General features: G+C 71.5%; 15 protein-coding genes. 7 read left to right on the top strand and 8 right to left on the bottom strand.

Features of this window, described 5'->3' with window-relative positions; translation table 11 throughout:
• Positions 1–32: 32 nt before the first annotated feature.
• Positions 33–1,028: a ParA family protein gene (locus C1I93_RS19955; RefSeq protein ID WP_111244824.1), complete on the bottom strand. Its 996-nt coding sequence runs from the start codon at positions 1,026–1,028 to the stop codon at positions 33–35.
• 308 nt (positions 1,029–1,336) lie between these two features.
• Between C1I93_RS19955 and C1I93_RS19950 the strand changes: the two genes are divergently transcribed.
• Complete coding sequence (locus C1I93_RS19950) at positions 1,337–2,932, top strand: M28 family peptidase (RefSeq protein ID WP_212808628.1); 1,596 nt, start codon at positions 1,337–1,339, stop codon at positions 2,930–2,932.
• 113 nt (positions 2,933–3,045) lie between these two features.
• Here C1I93_RS19950 and C1I93_RS19945 read toward each other — a convergent pair whose 3' ends face one another.
• Genes C1I93_RS19945 through C1I93_RS19935 form a run of 3 tightly spaced genes read right to left on the bottom strand, consistent with a single transcriptional unit; the run spans position 3,046 to position 5,437 of the window.
• The gene (locus C1I93_RS19945) at positions 3,046–3,747 is read right to left on the bottom strand and encodes a YqeB family protein (protein WP_111244821.1); all 702 of its coding nucleotides are present in this window, start codon (positions 3,745–3,747) and stop codon (positions 3,046–3,048) included.
• Positions 3,744–4,508 carry an ABC transporter permease gene (locus tag C1I93_RS19940; protein WP_111244820.1) on the bottom strand — a complete coding sequence of 255 codons (765 nt, stop codon included), beginning with the start codon at positions 4,506–4,508 and terminating at the stop codon, positions 3,744–3,746. Before C1I93_RS19940 ends, C1I93_RS19945 begins: the two co-directional genes overlap by 4 nt.
• Entirely contained in the window at positions 4,505–5,437 is a 933-nt protein-coding gene (locus C1I93_RS19935) for an ABC transporter ATP-binding protein (RefSeq protein ID WP_111244819.1), read from the bottom strand. The genes C1I93_RS19940 and C1I93_RS19935 overlap by 4 nt, the downstream gene beginning before the upstream one ends.
• Before the next feature lie 133 nt (positions 5,438–5,570).
• Between C1I93_RS19935 and C1I93_RS19930 the strand changes: the two genes are divergently transcribed.
• From C1I93_RS19930 to C1I93_RS19920, 3 genes are all read left to right on the top strand, one after another.
• Entirely contained in the window at positions 5,571–6,797 is a 1,227-nt protein-coding gene (locus tag C1I93_RS19930) for a sensor histidine kinase (RefSeq protein WP_111244818.1), read from the top strand.
• Positions 6,798–7,009: 212 nt separating this feature from the next.
• The gene (locus C1I93_RS19925) at positions 7,010–7,609 is read left to right on the top strand and encodes a response regulator (protein ID WP_420811790.1); all 600 of its coding nucleotides are present in this window, start codon (positions 7,010–7,012) and stop codon (positions 7,607–7,609) included.
• 119 nt (positions 7,610–7,728) lie between these two features.
• Positions 7,729–8,421 carry a hypothetical protein gene (locus C1I93_RS19920; RefSeq protein ID WP_111244817.1) on the top strand — a complete coding sequence of 231 codons (693 nt, stop codon included), beginning with the start codon at positions 7,729–7,731 and terminating at the stop codon, positions 8,419–8,421.
• A gap of 123 nt (positions 8,422–8,544) precedes the next feature.
• On the opposite strand, the gene C1I93_RS19915 is transcribed toward C1I93_RS19920, so the two are convergent.
• Positions 8,545–9,318: a D-Ala-D-Ala carboxypeptidase family metallohydrolase gene (locus C1I93_RS19915; protein WP_111244816.1), complete on the bottom strand. Its 774-nt coding sequence runs from the start codon at positions 9,316–9,318 to the stop codon at positions 8,545–8,547.
• A 312-nt stretch (positions 9,319–9,630) separates the two neighbouring features.
• Between C1I93_RS19915 and C1I93_RS19910 the strand changes: the two genes are divergently transcribed.
• The gene (locus tag C1I93_RS19910; protein WP_111244815.1) at positions 9,631–10,260 is read left to right on the top strand and encodes a DUF6642 family protein; all 630 of its coding nucleotides are present in this window, start codon (positions 9,631–9,633) and stop codon (positions 10,258–10,260) included.
• Positions 10,261–10,279: 19 nt separating this feature from the next.
• Positions 10,280–10,744 carry a PPOX class F420-dependent oxidoreductase gene (locus C1I93_RS19905; protein WP_111244814.1) on the top strand — a complete coding sequence of 155 codons (465 nt, stop codon included), beginning with the start codon at positions 10,280–10,282 and terminating at the stop codon, positions 10,742–10,744.
• 52 nt (positions 10,745–10,796) lie between these two features.
• Here the strand turns inward: C1I93_RS19905 and C1I93_RS19900 are convergent, their stop codons facing one another.
• The 3 genes from C1I93_RS19900 to C1I93_RS19890 all read right to left on the bottom strand — a co-directional run bounded on the left by C1I93_RS19900 (position 10,797) and on the right by C1I93_RS19890 (position 14,326).
• Positions 10,797–12,242: a M28 family peptidase gene (locus tag C1I93_RS19900; protein ID WP_223256681.1), complete on the bottom strand. Its 1,446-nt coding sequence runs from the start codon at positions 12,240–12,242 to the stop codon at positions 10,797–10,799.
• A 108-nt stretch (positions 12,243–12,350) separates the two neighbouring features.
• The gene (locus C1I93_RS19895; protein WP_111244812.1) at positions 12,351–12,992 is read right to left on the bottom strand and encodes an NAD(P)-dependent oxidoreductase; all 642 of its coding nucleotides are present in this window, start codon (positions 12,990–12,992) and stop codon (positions 12,351–12,353) included.
• 101 nt (positions 12,993–13,093) lie between these two features.
• Entirely contained in the window at positions 13,094–14,326 is a 1,233-nt protein-coding gene (locus C1I93_RS19890; protein ID WP_111244811.1) for a serine hydrolase domain-containing protein, read from the bottom strand.
• A 73-nt stretch (positions 14,327–14,399) separates the two neighbouring features.
• On the opposite strand from C1I93_RS19890, the gene C1I93_RS19885 reads away from it, so the two are divergent.
• On the top strand, positions 14,400–14,996 hold the full coding sequence (locus C1I93_RS19885; RefSeq protein ID WP_111244810.1) for a pentapeptide repeat-containing protein: 597 nt from the start codon (positions 14,400–14,402) through the stop codon (positions 14,994–14,996).
• The last annotated feature ends 232 nt before the right edge of the window (positions 14,997–15,228 follow it).

Below are 15,228 nucleotides of genomic sequence, written 5' to 3'. Positions count from 1 at the left end.
TTTCGCAGTCGTTGATGACCAGATCCTCGACGCTATATTATTTTTTTTTTTTCAAGCAGAAGACGGCATACGAGGTGAGCGCTAGTCTCGTGGGCTCGGAGATGTGTATAAGAGCCAGGGAGATGGTGGAGGAACTCGGTGGCGAGCTGGCGCAGCTCGTCGCGGACGGCGGGCAGGGTGACCCGGTCCCGCAACACCACCGGCACGCCGCGTGGGGTGTTCGTGGCGTAGAGCGTGACGTTCTCCCGCAGCGCGGTCGGGAAGACCGGCAGGCCCAGGTTGCGCACCTGGTCCATGTAACTCTGATGGGTGGCGATGGGCCGCTGCGACAGCAGTTGGATCATCGTGAAGACCACGCCGGCCACGTCGGGGGCGACCTTCTGGTGCCGGCGTACGGTGGCGAAGCGGCGGGCGTCGGCGTTGTACTGGTCGACGAGTTCCCGCACGTTGCCGTGCAGGTAGTCGATGCCCAGTGTGGACAGATAGTCGGCCTTGGCCGGGATGACCAGATGGTCGCTGGCGATGATGGCCGACTGGGTGACCACGTTGAAGTTCGGCGGGCAGTCGATGAGCACCAGGTCGTACGGGTCGAGTCCGTCGGCGAGCAGTCCGTCGGCAAGTGAACCGCGCACCCGGAACAACTCGGCGTCGTACTCCTCGCCGCCGGCGACGCTGCGGGCCAACGCCAGGTCGATGTCGACGAGTTGCAGATGGGAGGCGATCAGGTCGAGCCGGCCGGCACCGGAGAGGCGGGAGTTCGCCGGGCCGGGCGACACCACCAACTCACTCAGGGTGACCGGCTGGCCGCCGTCGCGCAGCCCGTCGTACCAGCGTTTCACGGTGCGGCTGTCGCGCAGGCGTTCCCGCCAGTCGTCCGGATCGTAGAACCCGAAGGTCAGGCTGGCCTGCGGGTCGAGGTCGATGAGCAGCACCTTCATCCCACGGTTGGCCAACTCGGCGCCGAGGTTGGCGGTCACCGTGGTCTTGCCGACCCCACCCTTGTAATTGATCACGGACACGACGTACATCGACATACCTCCCCAGACCGCACGACCGTAGCCGATGTGCAAGGAGGGGCCCCCTGTTAACGCCTCGTGTATAGGAGGGGCCCCCTGCTAACACCGGCAGCCGGCGGCTGGCAGCTTCCAGCCGGCACCGGGCGGGCGTCGCCTCTAGCAGGTCAGGGGTGGTTCGGCTTCGGCTGAACGGACCCGTTGCCTCAGGCTCGAAAGTGCACCACGATGGCACGAACATCCGGCGTACGGGGGTAGGGGAGCCGGATATCCGCAGAGGAAGGACGTGGCACACTGTGGTGCCTTTCTCAGGCAGGACGAGGGTGCTCGCCGGTATCGCGGCCGGCGCGCTCCTGGGCACGGTGGCGTTGGCACACCCGGCGTCGGCGAGCCCGAACAACAACACGGTCAAGAAGCTGACGAAGGCGGTGACGGTCGAGGGGGTCTTCAAGCACCTCGACAAGTTCCAGGCCATCGCAAACGCCAACAACGGTACGCGCGCCTCCGGGACGCCCGGCTACGACGCCAGCGCCGACTATGTCGCAGGGCTGTTGAAGAAGGCCGGCTACCAGGTCACCCGGCAGCAGTTCGACTTCGCGTTCTATGAGGAGTTCGGCTCGTCGTTCGCCCAGGTGGCACCGAACCCGACCAGCTACACGGCAGGCGTCGACTACGAGCTGATGGACTACTCCGGCGCCGGGGTGGCCGAGGCGCTCGTGGTACCGGTCGACCTTGCCCTCACGCCGCCACGCGCCTCGACCTCAGGCTGCGAGGCCAGCGACTTCGCCGGGGTGGACGTCACTGGCAAGATCGCCCTGATGCAGCGCGGCACCTGCGGCTTCGGGGTCAAGGCCGCCAACGCCGAGGCCGCCGGCGCGGCGGGCGCGATCATCATGAACCAGGGCAACGGCACTCCGGAGGCCAACCCGGACCGCTACGAGCTGTTCGCCGGCACCCTCAGCGCACCGGTCGGCATCCCGACGGTCTCCGTGTCGTACGACACCGGGGCGCAGTTCGCCGCGACTTCGGGCCTGACGTTGCGGATCGAGGCCGACACCACGTCGGAGATCCGCAGCACCGAGAACGTACTCGCGCAGAGCAAGCACGGCCGCACCGACAACGTGGTGGTGGCCGGGGCGCACCTGGACTCGGACCCGGCCGGGCCGGGCTACAACGACAACGGCACCGGCAGTGCCGCGCTGCTGGAGGTCGCGCTCCAGATGGCCAAGGTGAAGTCGCACAACGCGGTGCGCTTCGCCTGGTGGGGTGCGGAGGAGGCCGGCCTGATCGGCAGCCAGTACTACGTGGACTCGCTCACCGAGCAGCAGGTCGCCGACATCGCCCTCTACCTCAACTTCGACATGATCGGTTCGCCGAACTACGTCTTCGGGGTGTACGACGGTGACGACTCCGCGCAGGAGGGTTCCGGCCCGGGGCCGGAGGGCTCGGCGCAGATCGAGCAGGTGTTCGAGAAGTTCTTCGCCTCCCGGAAGCTGTCGTCGGTGCCGTCGGACTTCACCGGCCGCTCCGACTACGGGGCGTTCATCGGCGTCGACATTCCCGCGGGTGGCCTCTTCACCGGCGCGGAGGGCCTCAAGACGGCCGAGGAGGTCGCCCTCTTCGGTGGCATCGAGGGCATGGCGTACGACCCCTGCTACCACCAGGCGTGTGACAGCCGTACGCCGGTCGCCGACGGCGCCGACGCCGAGGTGTATCGGGCGCTGGGCAAGAAGTACAAGCTCAAGGGGAACGTCAACGTCTTCGCGCTCGACGTCAACGCCGACGCCATCGCCACTGCGGTGCTGACCTTCGCGTACGACACCTCGGCCGTGAACGGCGTGCCGGGCAAGACCCCCGGCAAGGGTAAGGGCAAGGGCAAGCCGCACGGCCACAAGCACGGCCACAAGAACTGGCGGTAGTCCACACGGTACGACCGGGCCGGGCCCCCTCGCGGGGCCCGGCCTGACCGTTGCACACCGCCAAACCGGAACGGCCCACCTCGGCGGGCGGCCGCGTCCGCGCCGGGACCTGGTCAGCTCGGTGGGAGCGCGGTGCGGGTCAGTCGCCAGTACTGCCGCTTGCCGTCGTCGCGGACCACCACCCCGTAGCGGCCCAGTTCGGTACGCAACTCGCGGGCGTCGGCGTCGCGCTCCTTCTCCAGCGCCTCCTGCCGGGCCCGCAGCAGCGCGTCCGCGCTGTCGGGCAACCCGGGCAGCCCCGGCACCCAACGCCGGTACGCCTCCCGGTGCGGGTCGGCCTGCGCCCACGGCCAGCCGTTGTCGCGGAACGCGCCGGCCAACTGGTCGGCCGGCAGGTCCGTGGGCTGCCGGGCCAGTTCGCCCTCGTCCGCGTCGAGCAGCACCAGGTCCTTGCCGTCGACGAAGACCACCCGGGTCTGCGCGCGGCTGATCTCCCGTTCGGTGCTGCCCCGGCGCAGCCGTACCCGGCTGCCGTCCACGGTGATCCGCACCCGTTCGGCGGTGCCGATGGCACCGATCACCAACCCGGCCAGCAAGCCGACCGCCACTCCGCCACCCAGGGCGTACGGGTCGGGAAGCCCGTCGACCCAGCGGAACAGTCCCTGGGCGGGTGCCCAGGGCAGGCCGGCCACCCAGCCGGCGGCGGCCGCCGACAACCCGCCTGCCAGGCCACCGGCGACCGGGATCCCGGCCCAGAGCACCAGCAGCTCGGCGACACCGCCGCTCACCACGCGCGGCGTACCGTACGCCGTCACGCCACCTCCCGACGCATCGTGCGGGCCAGCCCGGCGAGCAGCGGCACGACCAGCCACACCAGCAACGACACCGCGAGCCGCCCCCACTGCCCGGCGGTCATCTCGGCGGTGAACAGCGGCTCCATTGTGCGCCCGGTGTCCAGCCACTCGGCCGTCCGGCGCAGCGGCCGGACCAGCTCGCCCACGATCGACCAGGCGGTCGGCAGCACCAGGTAGGTCACGATGGCCAGCGGGGTGTGCAGCAGCAGCAGGCCGAAGCCGGCGCCCAGCAACACGTTGGCCACCTGGAACACCGCCGTGTGCAGCAGCAGCGTGCCTCCGATCCGCCAGCCACCCGCGCCGCCTGTCGCCTCGGCGATGAGCGTGCCGACGGCGGCGACGGCGAGGCTGGTCAGCAGCGACACCAGCGCCGCCGCGACAAGTGCGAGGAGTTTGGCGGCGATCACCCGTTCCCGTCGGGGCACCAGCGCGAAGGTGGTCAGGGCGGTGCGCTGCGACCATTCGCTGGTGATGGAGAGGATGCCCAGCACCGGCAGGAGCAGCGCGACCGGCAGCAGCGACGGCAGGAAGAAGTTGGCGAAGGTCTGCTCGGCGTCCGGCGCGTACACCAGTTGGAGCACGACCACGGCGGCGGTGACCAGTCCGATGGTGATCAGCAGCCAGCGGCCGGCCCGGGTGTCGACGAGCTTGCGCGCCTCCACGACGGTGAGCCGGACCAACGACGGCCGGGTGGCCTCGGGCGCGGTGCGGGTGGTCGTCATCGGACGGCCTCCTCGGTCGGTAGGGAGATGTTCGCCGCGGCCGGTCGGGAACCGTTCGCCTCGGCGGTGAGGGTGAGGAAGAGCTGCTCCAGGCCACCGGCGCCGGCCGGTCGCAGCTCGGTCAGGGCGATGCCGGCCGTCGCGGCAGCCAACCCGACAGCTTCGCTGTCGGCGTGCACCAGCAGCCCCTCGGTGCCGTCGCTGACCGGCAGGCCGGCGCGTTGCAGGGCGCCACGCAGCGCCGCCCGGTCGCGGGCCCGCACCAGCGTGCCGCCGCCGGCCAGCAACTCGTCCTTGTCGCCCTGGCTCACGATCCGGCCGCCCCCGATCACCACCAGCCGGTCCGCTACCGCTTCCACCTCGCGCAGCAGGTGGGAGGAGAGCAGCACGGTGCCGCCCCGGTCGGCGAAGTCGCGCAGCAGACCCCGCATCCAGAAGATCCCCTCCGGGTCCAGGCCGTTCGCCGGTTCGTCCAGGACCAGCACCCGGGGGTCGCCGAGCAGCGCGTGCGCCAGGCCGAGCCGCTGACGCATCCCCAGGGAGTACGCCCGGACCCGGCGCTTCGCCGCGACCGCGTTGAGCCCGACCCGGTCCAGTGCCTCGCCCACCATCCGCTGGTGCACACCCATGGTGGCGGCGGCCACCGTCAACACCTCCCGGCCGGTGCGACCGGCGTGCTGGGCGGAGGCGTCCAGCAGCACCCCGACGGTGCGGCCGGGGTTGGGCAGCTGCCGATAGGGCTGCCCGGTGATGGTGGCGCTGCCGGCGGTCGGCGGGGTGAGCCCGCAGATCATCCGCATGGTGGTGGACTTGCCGGCACCGTTGGGGCCGAGGAAACCGGTGACCGTGCCCGGTTCGCAGCGGAACGACACGTCCGCGACGGCGGTGTGCCGTCCGTACCGTTTGGTGAGCTGAGCTACTTCGATCATGCCGGCCAGGCTGCCGTGACCACCTGGCTACCCGCAGCGGCCGACGGTCGCGGGTCGGTAGACCAAGGTCGACGCCCAGATCTCGACTTTGGTAGCTGGTCCGGCTGTCCGGCGGCTGCCTACCATTGCCGCTGTGACCAGCGCCGCCGTCGAACATCCGGGACTTCTGCCCGGCTCGCTCGGCACTACTGCCCGGCGGACCACCCGGGACTGGTTGGTCGACAGCTTCTGTTTTGTGGTCTCCATGGCCTGGGTGCTGGCCGCCACGTTCGACGCCGCCTCCCCGAGCCCGGTGCTGGCAGAGCGGCTGCCGTACGACTGGATGATCCCGGCGGACGCGCTCGTCGGCCTGGCCGCCTCGGTGGCGCTCTGGGTGCGTCGCCGCTGGCCGCTCGGGCTGGCCGTGGCGACGCTGCCGTTGGGGATGTTCTCCGTGGCCGCCGTGGCCGCAGTACTGATCATCTACTTCACCCTCGTGGTGCACCGGCGCACCACGGTGGCGGTGGCGGTTACCGCAGCCGGCCTGGTCGCCAACATGTTCTTCGCCCTGCTGCGGCCCGAACCCGGCAATCCGTACTGGAGCACCACTCTGTGGGGTGCGGTGATCACTCTGCTGGTGCTGGCCTGGGGGATGTTCGTCCGGGCCCGCCGGCAGTTGGTGTTGTCGCTGCGCGAGCGCGCCGAGCGGGCCGAGGCCGAGCAGCAGCTCCGGGTGGCACAGGCCCGGCACCTGGAGCGCACCCGCATCGCCCGGGAGATGCACGACGTGCTGGCCCACCGGATCTCGTTGCTCAGCCTGCACGCCGGAGCGCTGGAGTTCCGCCCCGACGCGCCGGCCGAGGAGGTGGCGCGGGCGGCCGGGGTGATCCGGGGCAGCGCCCACGCCGCACTTCAGGACCTGCGCGAGGTGATCGGGGTGCTGCGGGCCGAGAGTTCCCTGACCGAGGAGCCGGAACGGCCGCAGCCCACGATGGCGGACCTGCCCGCGCTCGTTGCCGAGTCCCGGGCCGCCGGGGTCCGCGTCGACCTGCGCGACGAGGTCTCCGACGCCGACCGGCTGCCCGCCGCGCTCGGCCGGACCGCCTACCGGATCGTGCAGGAGGGGCTGACGAACGCCCGCAAACACGCCACCGGTGCCGCGGTCACTGTCGGTCTGCGCGGTGCGCCCGCCGACGGGCTGACCGTGGAGATCCGTAACCGGTGGCCGGTGGGTGAGCCCACCGAGCCGCTCCCCGGCGCGGGCACCGGCCTGATCGGCGTGGCCGAACGGGTCGCCCTGGCCGGTGGGCGGTTGGCGCACGGCCGCGACGGCAGCGGCGACTTCCGGCTGGCCGCCTGGCTTCCCTGGCCGGCGACGTGAGCCAGCGGGGCACGTCGACCGGCCCCGGGTCGGACCAGCCCCGCGCGGCGACCGGCCCTATGCCGGACCAGCCCCGCGCGGCGACCGGCCCCATGCCGGACCAGCCCCGCGCGGCGACCGGCCCCGGGCCGGACTGGTCGGTTGGCGACGGGGTGCACCCGGTGCGGATCCTGATCGTGGACGACGACGCGCTGGTGCGGGCCGGGTTGTCGATGATCCTCGGTGGCACGCCCGACCTGCGGGTCGTCGGGGAGGCAGCCGACGGCAGCGAGGTGGCGGCCGCGGTCGCGGCGTGCCGGCCGGATGTGGTGCTGATGGACATCCGGATGCCCCGGCTCGACGGGCTGGCCGCGACGGAGGCGCTGCGTGCGTCGCCCCGACCACCCGAGGTGCTGGTGCTCACCACCTTCGACGCGGACGAGCACGTGCTGCGCGCGTTGCGCGCCGGTGCCGGCGGGTTCCTGCTCAAGGACACCCCGCCGGCCGAGATCGTGCGGGCGGTGCGCCGGGTGGCGGCGGGCGAGGCGACGCTGTCCCCGACTGTCGTCCGTACCCTCATCGCGCACGTCACCGCGCCGACGGTGACCGATCCGCGCCGTGAGCGGGCGCTGCGGTCGCTGGCCGGCCTTGCCGAGCGGGAACGCGCGGTGGCGCTCGCGGTCGGCCAGGGACGCACCAACGCCGAGATCGCCGCCGAGCTGTTCATGAGCGTGGCCACCGTGAAGGCGTACGTCTCCCGGCTGCTGACCCGGCTCGGGCTGAACAACCGGGTGCAGATCGCGTTGCTCGTGCACGACGCCGGCCTGGTCTGATCGTCCGGCCGCGTAACGGGCGCGGAAAAAGTCGTTGAACTATCCCGTCCCGGGAGCCGTACCAATGCGCGAGGTGCGGCGCTCAAGCGCACCGCTACCGGAGCTTCGGGAGGCCTGCCGTGCGAGTTGATGAGCAGTCGACGGATCCCATCGATCAGATTCTGGGCGATTTGCCGGTCCCGACATCGCTGACCCCCGAGGACGTCCGGCTGGCGGTCCGTGCGGTGGTCGTACACGCGGCGGAGGAGTGGCCCACGGTGGCCCTGTGCCGCAACGACGGTGCCCGGTTCCCCTGCCGGTTGCACCGCTGGGGCCGACGGGTGCTGCTGGCGCACGGGCTGAACGAGCGGCAGCTCGACGCCCTGATCCGGCACGGCAACCCGTTCGTGCACGTACCGTTCCCGTTCCTGGTGAACGGGCCGAACCAGGGGCGCACCCCGGCGCAGCGGCCACCGGCGGGCTATCCGGCCCGGCCGCAGGGCACCGCCGGTTATCCGCCCCGACCGCAGGGCGTCGGCTATCCGGCCCGTACGCCCGGTTACCCGGCCCGCCCCGATCGCGGCGCAGCCTACCCGGCGCGTCCGGATCGGGCCGGTGGCCACCCCACCCGTGGCCCGGTTCCCCGGGTGGCGGCCCCCGCCGCGCGAACCGGTGCTCCCGAGGCCCGGACCGGTGCCCCCACCACGCGAGCGGGCACTCCCGCCACCCGGACCGGTGCTCCGGCGGCGCGAACCGCCGGTACCCGCACCTCTGGCACCGGCCGGCCGGTGGCACCCCCCGCCACCGCGCCGCGCTGGCCGCGGGCGAGCTGAGAGGGACTCGCCCGTCGGCGGTACGACGCCGGTCCGGAGCGCGCGGTCTTTCCCCGCCCGCGCCCGGACCGGCGTCGCGATCCGCCCGGTCGCCGCTTGCCTGCGGCTTCCGGACGGTCTCGATCAGATGCCGCAGTTGGGCGCGGCCCAGTAGGTGCGGTTGGTGATGCCGTCCCGGTTGTTCTCCCGCCGGGAGTCGACGTGCACGTGGCTGTTGTGCCCGCTCACGCCGGGCCCGACGATCCCGCTGAACCCGTGGTCCCGGGCCTTGCTGGCGATCTGGCACAACGACCTGTCGTTCGAGACGATGTCTGCGGCGTTGCCGTAGAGGTGCTGGCTGTTCGAGGCACCGCCCACCTGGCTGTTGCAGCTGCGGTCGCGGTAACCGCTCGTCACGATCAGCGGCTGGCTGCCGAGGCTCTTCCGCAGCGCCTCCAGCTTCCACATGTTGAGCAGGGCGTTCTGCCGGGTCTGGGCGGCCGACAGCGGGCCGCCGGTCCAGCCGCCCCGGCCGCAGCCGTTGTCCAGTTCGGGATAGCTGAAGTGCTGCGGTGTGCAGTCGTTGTCCTGGAGCTGGTACAGCTTCCGGAACGTCTCCGGGCCGGCGATCCCGTCGACCCGGAGACCGTACGCGGACTGGAAGCGGCGGATCGCGGCGGCGGTCTTCGGGCCGAAATCGCCGTCGAGTTCCACGATGTCGCGGCGACCGGCCCAGCCGGCCACCCGCAGTTGCAGTTCCCGTACGTCGCTGCCGGATCGCCCCTGATAGAGGGTGCGTTTCCAGGTGTAGCAGCCGTCGGCGTGGGCCGCCGGCGCGGCGACCACCGAGGCGATCGCGGCGGCCGGTAGCGCCAGCGCGAGGGCGACGACGGCCCGCTTCAAGGTGTGAACGCGCACAGGTAGTCCTCCCGATAGCAGAGCGAATGGGGTGACAGCCGGGACTTCGGTCGCGCCGTCCCGCGAATCCACCCTCGCACCAGCCGGGCCGATTCGCGGCAATTAACGAGAATTGTCCTCACAAACCGTCATGACTCTGTGTTGCCTGGAGAAAATTGCCATTTGGCAACCGGACATTCGCGGCGATGACCCCCAGTCGGGACCGGCGCGGCGCTTACTGTGCGGAAAGTCGCAGGTAGGCGTACCAAGGGTGAGGTTGCCGGGCGCGCGCGGGCCGGTAACGTCAGCGCGGGCGACGACGGGGAGGCGGGCGTGGCGCGCGGTGGAATTTTCTGCGTCGAGGGGCAGTGGCACCGGGATCTCAACGAGCGGAGCTCGGTGCTGCCCACCCTCGAACTGCTCGAACGACTGGGCCGGGTCCGCTTCATCCACAAGGACGCGGCCACCCGGGACGAGCTGTTCTACTTCATCGACCGCTGGCTGCTGAAGCAGTACGCCGACCACCGGCTCGGCTTCTTCGCCATGCACGGTGAGCCGAACCGGCTCTGCCTGACCGACTGGGAGTCGGTGGAGTTGACCGAGGTGGCCGAGCGGATGGCGGGGCGCTGCGAGGGGCGGCGGCTCTACTTCGGCAGCTGTTCGGTGCTGCGCGCCTCCGAATCCGTGCTGCGCGACTTCCTCGACGTCACCGGCGCGGCGCTGATCTGCGGATTCACCCGTGAGGTGGACTGGGTCGAGTCGGCCGCGTTCGAGACAGTGTTGCTCGACGTGCTCGCCAACGGGCAGCGCCACAACGCCGCCGAGCTGCGGATGGGCTCGGCGCACTGGGCGCCGCTCGCCTCGTACCTCGGCTTCCGGGTGATCTACGCCAACGGCCGGGCGTGGCGGCCGACGGCCCGCCCCCGGGTGCCCAGCCAGGCGTCAGCGGGCCGGGCCGGCTGACTGCTGGTAGAAACGAACGATGCCACGCACGATCGCACGCAACGCCCGGGTCGACCGCGAGGGTCTCCTGGAGTTTCTCCGCCCGCGCCACCGGGTGGTGCTGATGACCACCCGTGCCGACGGCCGCCCGCAGTCCTCACCGGTCGCCGCCGGGGTCGACGCCGCCGGCCGCCTGGTGATCTCCACTTACCCGGAGCGGGCGAAGGTCGCCAACATCCGGCGTGACCCGAGGGTGTCGCTGTGCGTGCTCTCCGACGACTGGAACGGCCCGTGGGTGCAGCTCGACGGCACCGCTGAGGTGCTCGACCTGCCCGACGCCCTCGAACCGCTGGTGGAATACTTCCGCAGCATTTCCGGCGAGCACCCGGACTGGGACGAGTACCGGGAGGCGATGGTGCGGCAGGGCAAGTCGCTGATCCGGGTCACCATCACCTCGTGGGGTCCGGTCGCGACCGGGGGCTTCCCGGCCCGCCTGGCCGACTGACCGGCCCGAACGCGGGCGAGGTGCGGCCGGTCGCCGCACCCCGCCCGACCGGTCAGGACCGGGCCGTCGCGTACGTGGCGCAGCCGATCAGTTCCATCGACACCTGGAGCCGTTCCAGGCTGATGTTCTTGGCGATGGTGTCCTCCGGGCTGTGGTACGGCGGCTCCAGCAGCGCCGGCGACTCCTCGCCCCGCCAGGAGAAGTTCGCGCTGGCGATGCCGACCTCCTGGAACGACTGGTGGTCGCTGGCGCCGCGCTGCGTGACCGGGGAGATCTGCGGCTGGTAACCCAGCCGCTGCGCGGCGGCGGTGACCTCGTCGGTGGCCCGGTTGCTCTGGCCGGTGAAGGAGAGCAACCAGTACCGGGTCGCCGGGTCCCAGCTGGTGGCGACCATGTCGTTCTGGTACACGGCCAGGATCCGGTCCCGCTCGGTCTGCGGCAGCTCACGGACGTAGTAGCGCGACCCGATCAGGCCCTGCTCCTCCGAACCCCACAGTCCGAACCGCACCGTGGCGTTCACCGGAATGGCCTTCAGCACCCGGGCCAACTCCAGGCAGAGCACGGTGCCGGAGCCGTCGTCGTTGGCGCCCGGCGCGCCGATCACCGAGTCGTAGTGGGCGCTGACCATCACCACCGGCCCGTCCGGCCCCGACCGCCCCTGCCGCTCGGCCAGGACGTTGTACGAGGTCAGCCCGCGGTGCGCGGTGGTGGCGATGGTGAGGGTGAGCGGCCGGGCGGCCAGCAGCGCCCGCAGCCGGTGCTTCTGCGCCTGAGCCACGCCGACCACCGGGATCGGCAGCGGCGAGGCTGCCGATCCGGGCAACGTGGGGGAGAACGCCGACGCCCGACGGGGCTCCACCAGGTCGGCCGGGAGGAAGACCAGCCCGACCGCGCCGGCGGCCACCGCCCGCGCCGCCACCTGCTCACGCTGGGCGGCGACGTAGTCCACCAGCACGATCTTGCCGGCGGCCTCGGCGCTGAAGTCGCTCGCCGAACCCGCGCCGACGTCGATCACCGAGGCGGTGACGCTGGTGTCCAGTGCCGCGTGAGCGCTCGCACCGACCTGCCAGTTCAGGTCCGTGGGCAGACCGGCGGGCGAGCTGAGCTGGGCGAGGAACTTGTCCGCCACCGGGAACGGCTGGAGCGTGGTGTGGTAGCCGAAGTGGTCGAGCTTGCCGGCGATGTAGTTGGCGGCCCGACGCTCCGAGGCGGTGCCGCCGATCCGCGGCCCGATGTCCTCGGAGAGCACCTTCAGGTGCTCAAGCGCCCGCCGGCTGGACAACTGCGCGATGACCTTCCGGTCGTCCGGCGTGAGCTTCGGCGGGTGGTGCGCGCCCGGCCGCTGGTCGGTGGTGGCCCAGGCGGGTGCGGGCAACGCCACGGTGGCGGCGGCACCGCCGAGGGCGACTGTCAACATCCGTCGCCGGTTGAGAATGCTGGAGCCGACGGAGGGGGACGATTCGTGCGGGGGTGTCACGGTGTCGTCGAGCGAGGACAAGAGGGCGCCTCCTGATTCGAGGTCGGACCCGGGTGGTCAGGGGTGTGTCGCCCGGGTCACAGTTGCTCGAATCTATCCCGCGAGCTGCCCCTTCTCAAGATCAGAGCGTCAGTAGGCGGCGGTGAAGCGCATGTTCCGGTGGCGCGGGCGTTCGATCTCGTCGACCACCGCGACGGCGAGATCCTCGTAGCTGAGCACGCTGCGTCCCTCGGCGTCGGTCACCGGGTGGTCGGTGCCGGTGCGGTACCGGCCGGTGCGCTCGCCCGGATGAAACTCCAACGGTGGCGGGGAGACGTAGGTCCAACTCACCCCGTCGGGCGAGGAGCGGTACAGCGCCAATGCCTCGGCCTGACCCAGCGCCGCCTCGCGGTATTCCTCGGGAAAGTCCGGCTCGTCCAGCAGCCGGGTGCCGGCCGGCGTGAGCAGGGTGGACCCGCCGCCGACATGGATGATCCGGGGTGGGTCCGGCAGGTCGCGCAGCGCCCCGAACAACGCCCGGACCGCGTCGGGCCAGAGCGTACGCTCGCCGCCGCCGATCGCCACCACCAGCGCGTCCGCCTCCGGCGCCAACTCCCGTACGCTGCGTTCGCTGGTGGCGTCCCCGGTGACCACCCGGATACCGGCCGGCAGGTACGACGTGGCCTCCGGCCGGCGCACCGCGGCCACCACCCGGTGCCCCCGCTGGAACGCCTCCACGGCGATCCGCGAACCGGCGGTGCCACCTGCCCCGAACACGACGATGTCGCTCACGGTCCCAGGCTAGGGACCACACCCGGTGGCCGTGCCCGGAAACGACGATCCCACCGGCTCCCGATCGGGCCGGGCCGGCAACCGGTGGTGCCGCGCCGGGCTCAGTCGAGCAGGGCGGAGTAGACGAGCTGGCGCAGTTGCGGCCGGATCGGCCAGGCGCTCGACGGCACCAACTGGGTGAAGAACAGGGCGGTGATCTCCTCCACCGGGTCGATCCAGAACGCGGTGCTGGCCACCCCGCCCCAGTAGTACTCCCCGGCGCTGCTCGGCAGCCGGCTCGGGATCGGGTCGTCCACCACCGCGAAGCCGAGACCGAAACCGATCCCGTCCAGGCTCGTCTCGGCGAACCCGCCGGTGGAGAGCGTCCCCAGGTCCTGCCCGCCGGGCAGGTGGTTACGGGTCATGAAGCGCACCGTGCGGGGAGCGAGCAGACGCACCCCGTCCAGCTCGCCGCCGCGCAACAACGCCTGCGTGAAACGGTGGTAGTCGGCGGCCGAGGAGATCAGACCACCGCCGCCGGAGAGCAGCGTCGGCTTCTCGTACGCCAGGTCACCTATCGCGTCGTGGCGCACCGCGCGGCCGGTCGCCGGGTCCGCCGCGTAGAGCGCGGCGAGCCGGGCGGTGTCGGTGCCGTCGACGTACCAGCACGTGTCGTCCATGCCGAGCGGCCGCAGGACACGGTCGGTGAGGAAGGTGTCCAGGCTCTGCCCGGAGACCACCTCGATCAGCCGGCCGAGCACGTCGGTGGCGACGGAGTATCCCCAGGCGGTGCCGGGCTGGAACAGCAACGGCAGGGTGCCGAAGACCCGGCTGGCCTCGGCCAGGTCGACCTCCGGCGGCGGGTAGAGGTCGTAACCGGCGGCCCGGTACAGGCCGTCTACCACCGAGGTCTGCATCCAGCCGTACGTCAGGCCGGCGGTGTGGGTGAGCAGGTGCCAGACCCGGATCGGCTCGATCGCCGGCACCGTGTACGGCTTGAGCGCGGACCCCTTCGAGTAGACCCGCATGTCGGCGAACTCGGGCAGCCAGCGGCCGATCTCGTCGGTCAGCTCGAAGCGGCCCTCCTCCCAGAGCATCATCGCGGCCACCGACGTGATCGGCTTGGTCATCGAGTAGATCCGCCACAGGGTGTCGTCGGCCACCGGTGCGCCGGCCTCCCGGTCCCGCAGCCCGTACGTCGAGGCGTGCGCGACCTCGCCGCGCCGGGTGACGACAAGCTGCCAGCCGGCCAGTCGGCCGTCGTCGACGTACCTGCCGAAGTGCTCGTCGATCCGGGCCAGTCGCGCCGGGTCGAAACCGAGTTGTGCCGCGTCGGTGCTGCGTATCGTGCTCACCCGACCGAACCTACCGGCCGGTATGCGGGCCGGGAAGACATCCGGTGTCGGTGTCTGCGGATAGCCTCCCGACATGCCGGAGCCGATCGAGGACGTCACCTTCCACGACGAGGACTGGTACGCCGAGGAGCTGGCCGACAGGCACTTCGTCGGCTGCGCCTTCCACCGCGTCGACCTGACCGAGGCGACCAGCCGGGGCGCGGTCTTCACCGGATGCACCTTCGGTGACGTGCGGTTCAACGTCTCCCGGCACACCGACTCGGCCTTCACCCGCTGCACCTTCATCAGGTGCAACCTGTTCGAGGCGGAGTTCACCGGCTGCAAACTCATCGGCAGCACCTTCGACCGGTGCGACCTGCGCCCGCTGACGGTCACCGGCGGCGACTGGTCCTTCGTGACCCTCGGCGGGGCTGACCTGCGTGGCGCGCGGTTCACCGGCGTACGCATGCGGGAGGCCGACCTGAGCGGCGCGGATCTGACCGGCGCGACGCTTACCGGGGCGGACCTGTCCGATGTGCAGTGGCGGGGGGCCCGACTGTCCCGGGCGGACCTGCGCGGCAGTGACCTCACCGGGCTGGATCCGGTGGCGGTGCAACATTCCGGTACGGTCATCGACGCCGTCCAGGCGGTGACCCTGGCCCGCGCCCTCGCCTTCGACATCCGGGACTGACCGGCCCGTGCGCGGTGGTGGCGGGGATCGGCCCCGTCCCCTGTCGAAATCACTCTCCGCACTGGCGCAGCAGGCCACCATGATGCGAATGTGAGTCGGCCCCGCATCCGGGTCGAGTGTGCCGGTGCGAGTCCGGTCCGGCAGAAGTTGGAGAGTCGGTGGCCGAGGAAAGCTCCGCGGCAAGTGGTGACTCACCGCCCCACCCCACCCGGGCCGCCCGACACGGCGGGCC

The sequence above is a fragment of the Micromonospora endophytica genome, assembly GCF_003236305.1.
Lineage (GTDB): Bacteria > Actinomycetota > Actinomycetes > Mycobacteriales > Micromonosporaceae > Micromonospora > Micromonospora endophytica.
This window is presented reverse-complemented; position numbering and strand designations above follow the sequence as displayed.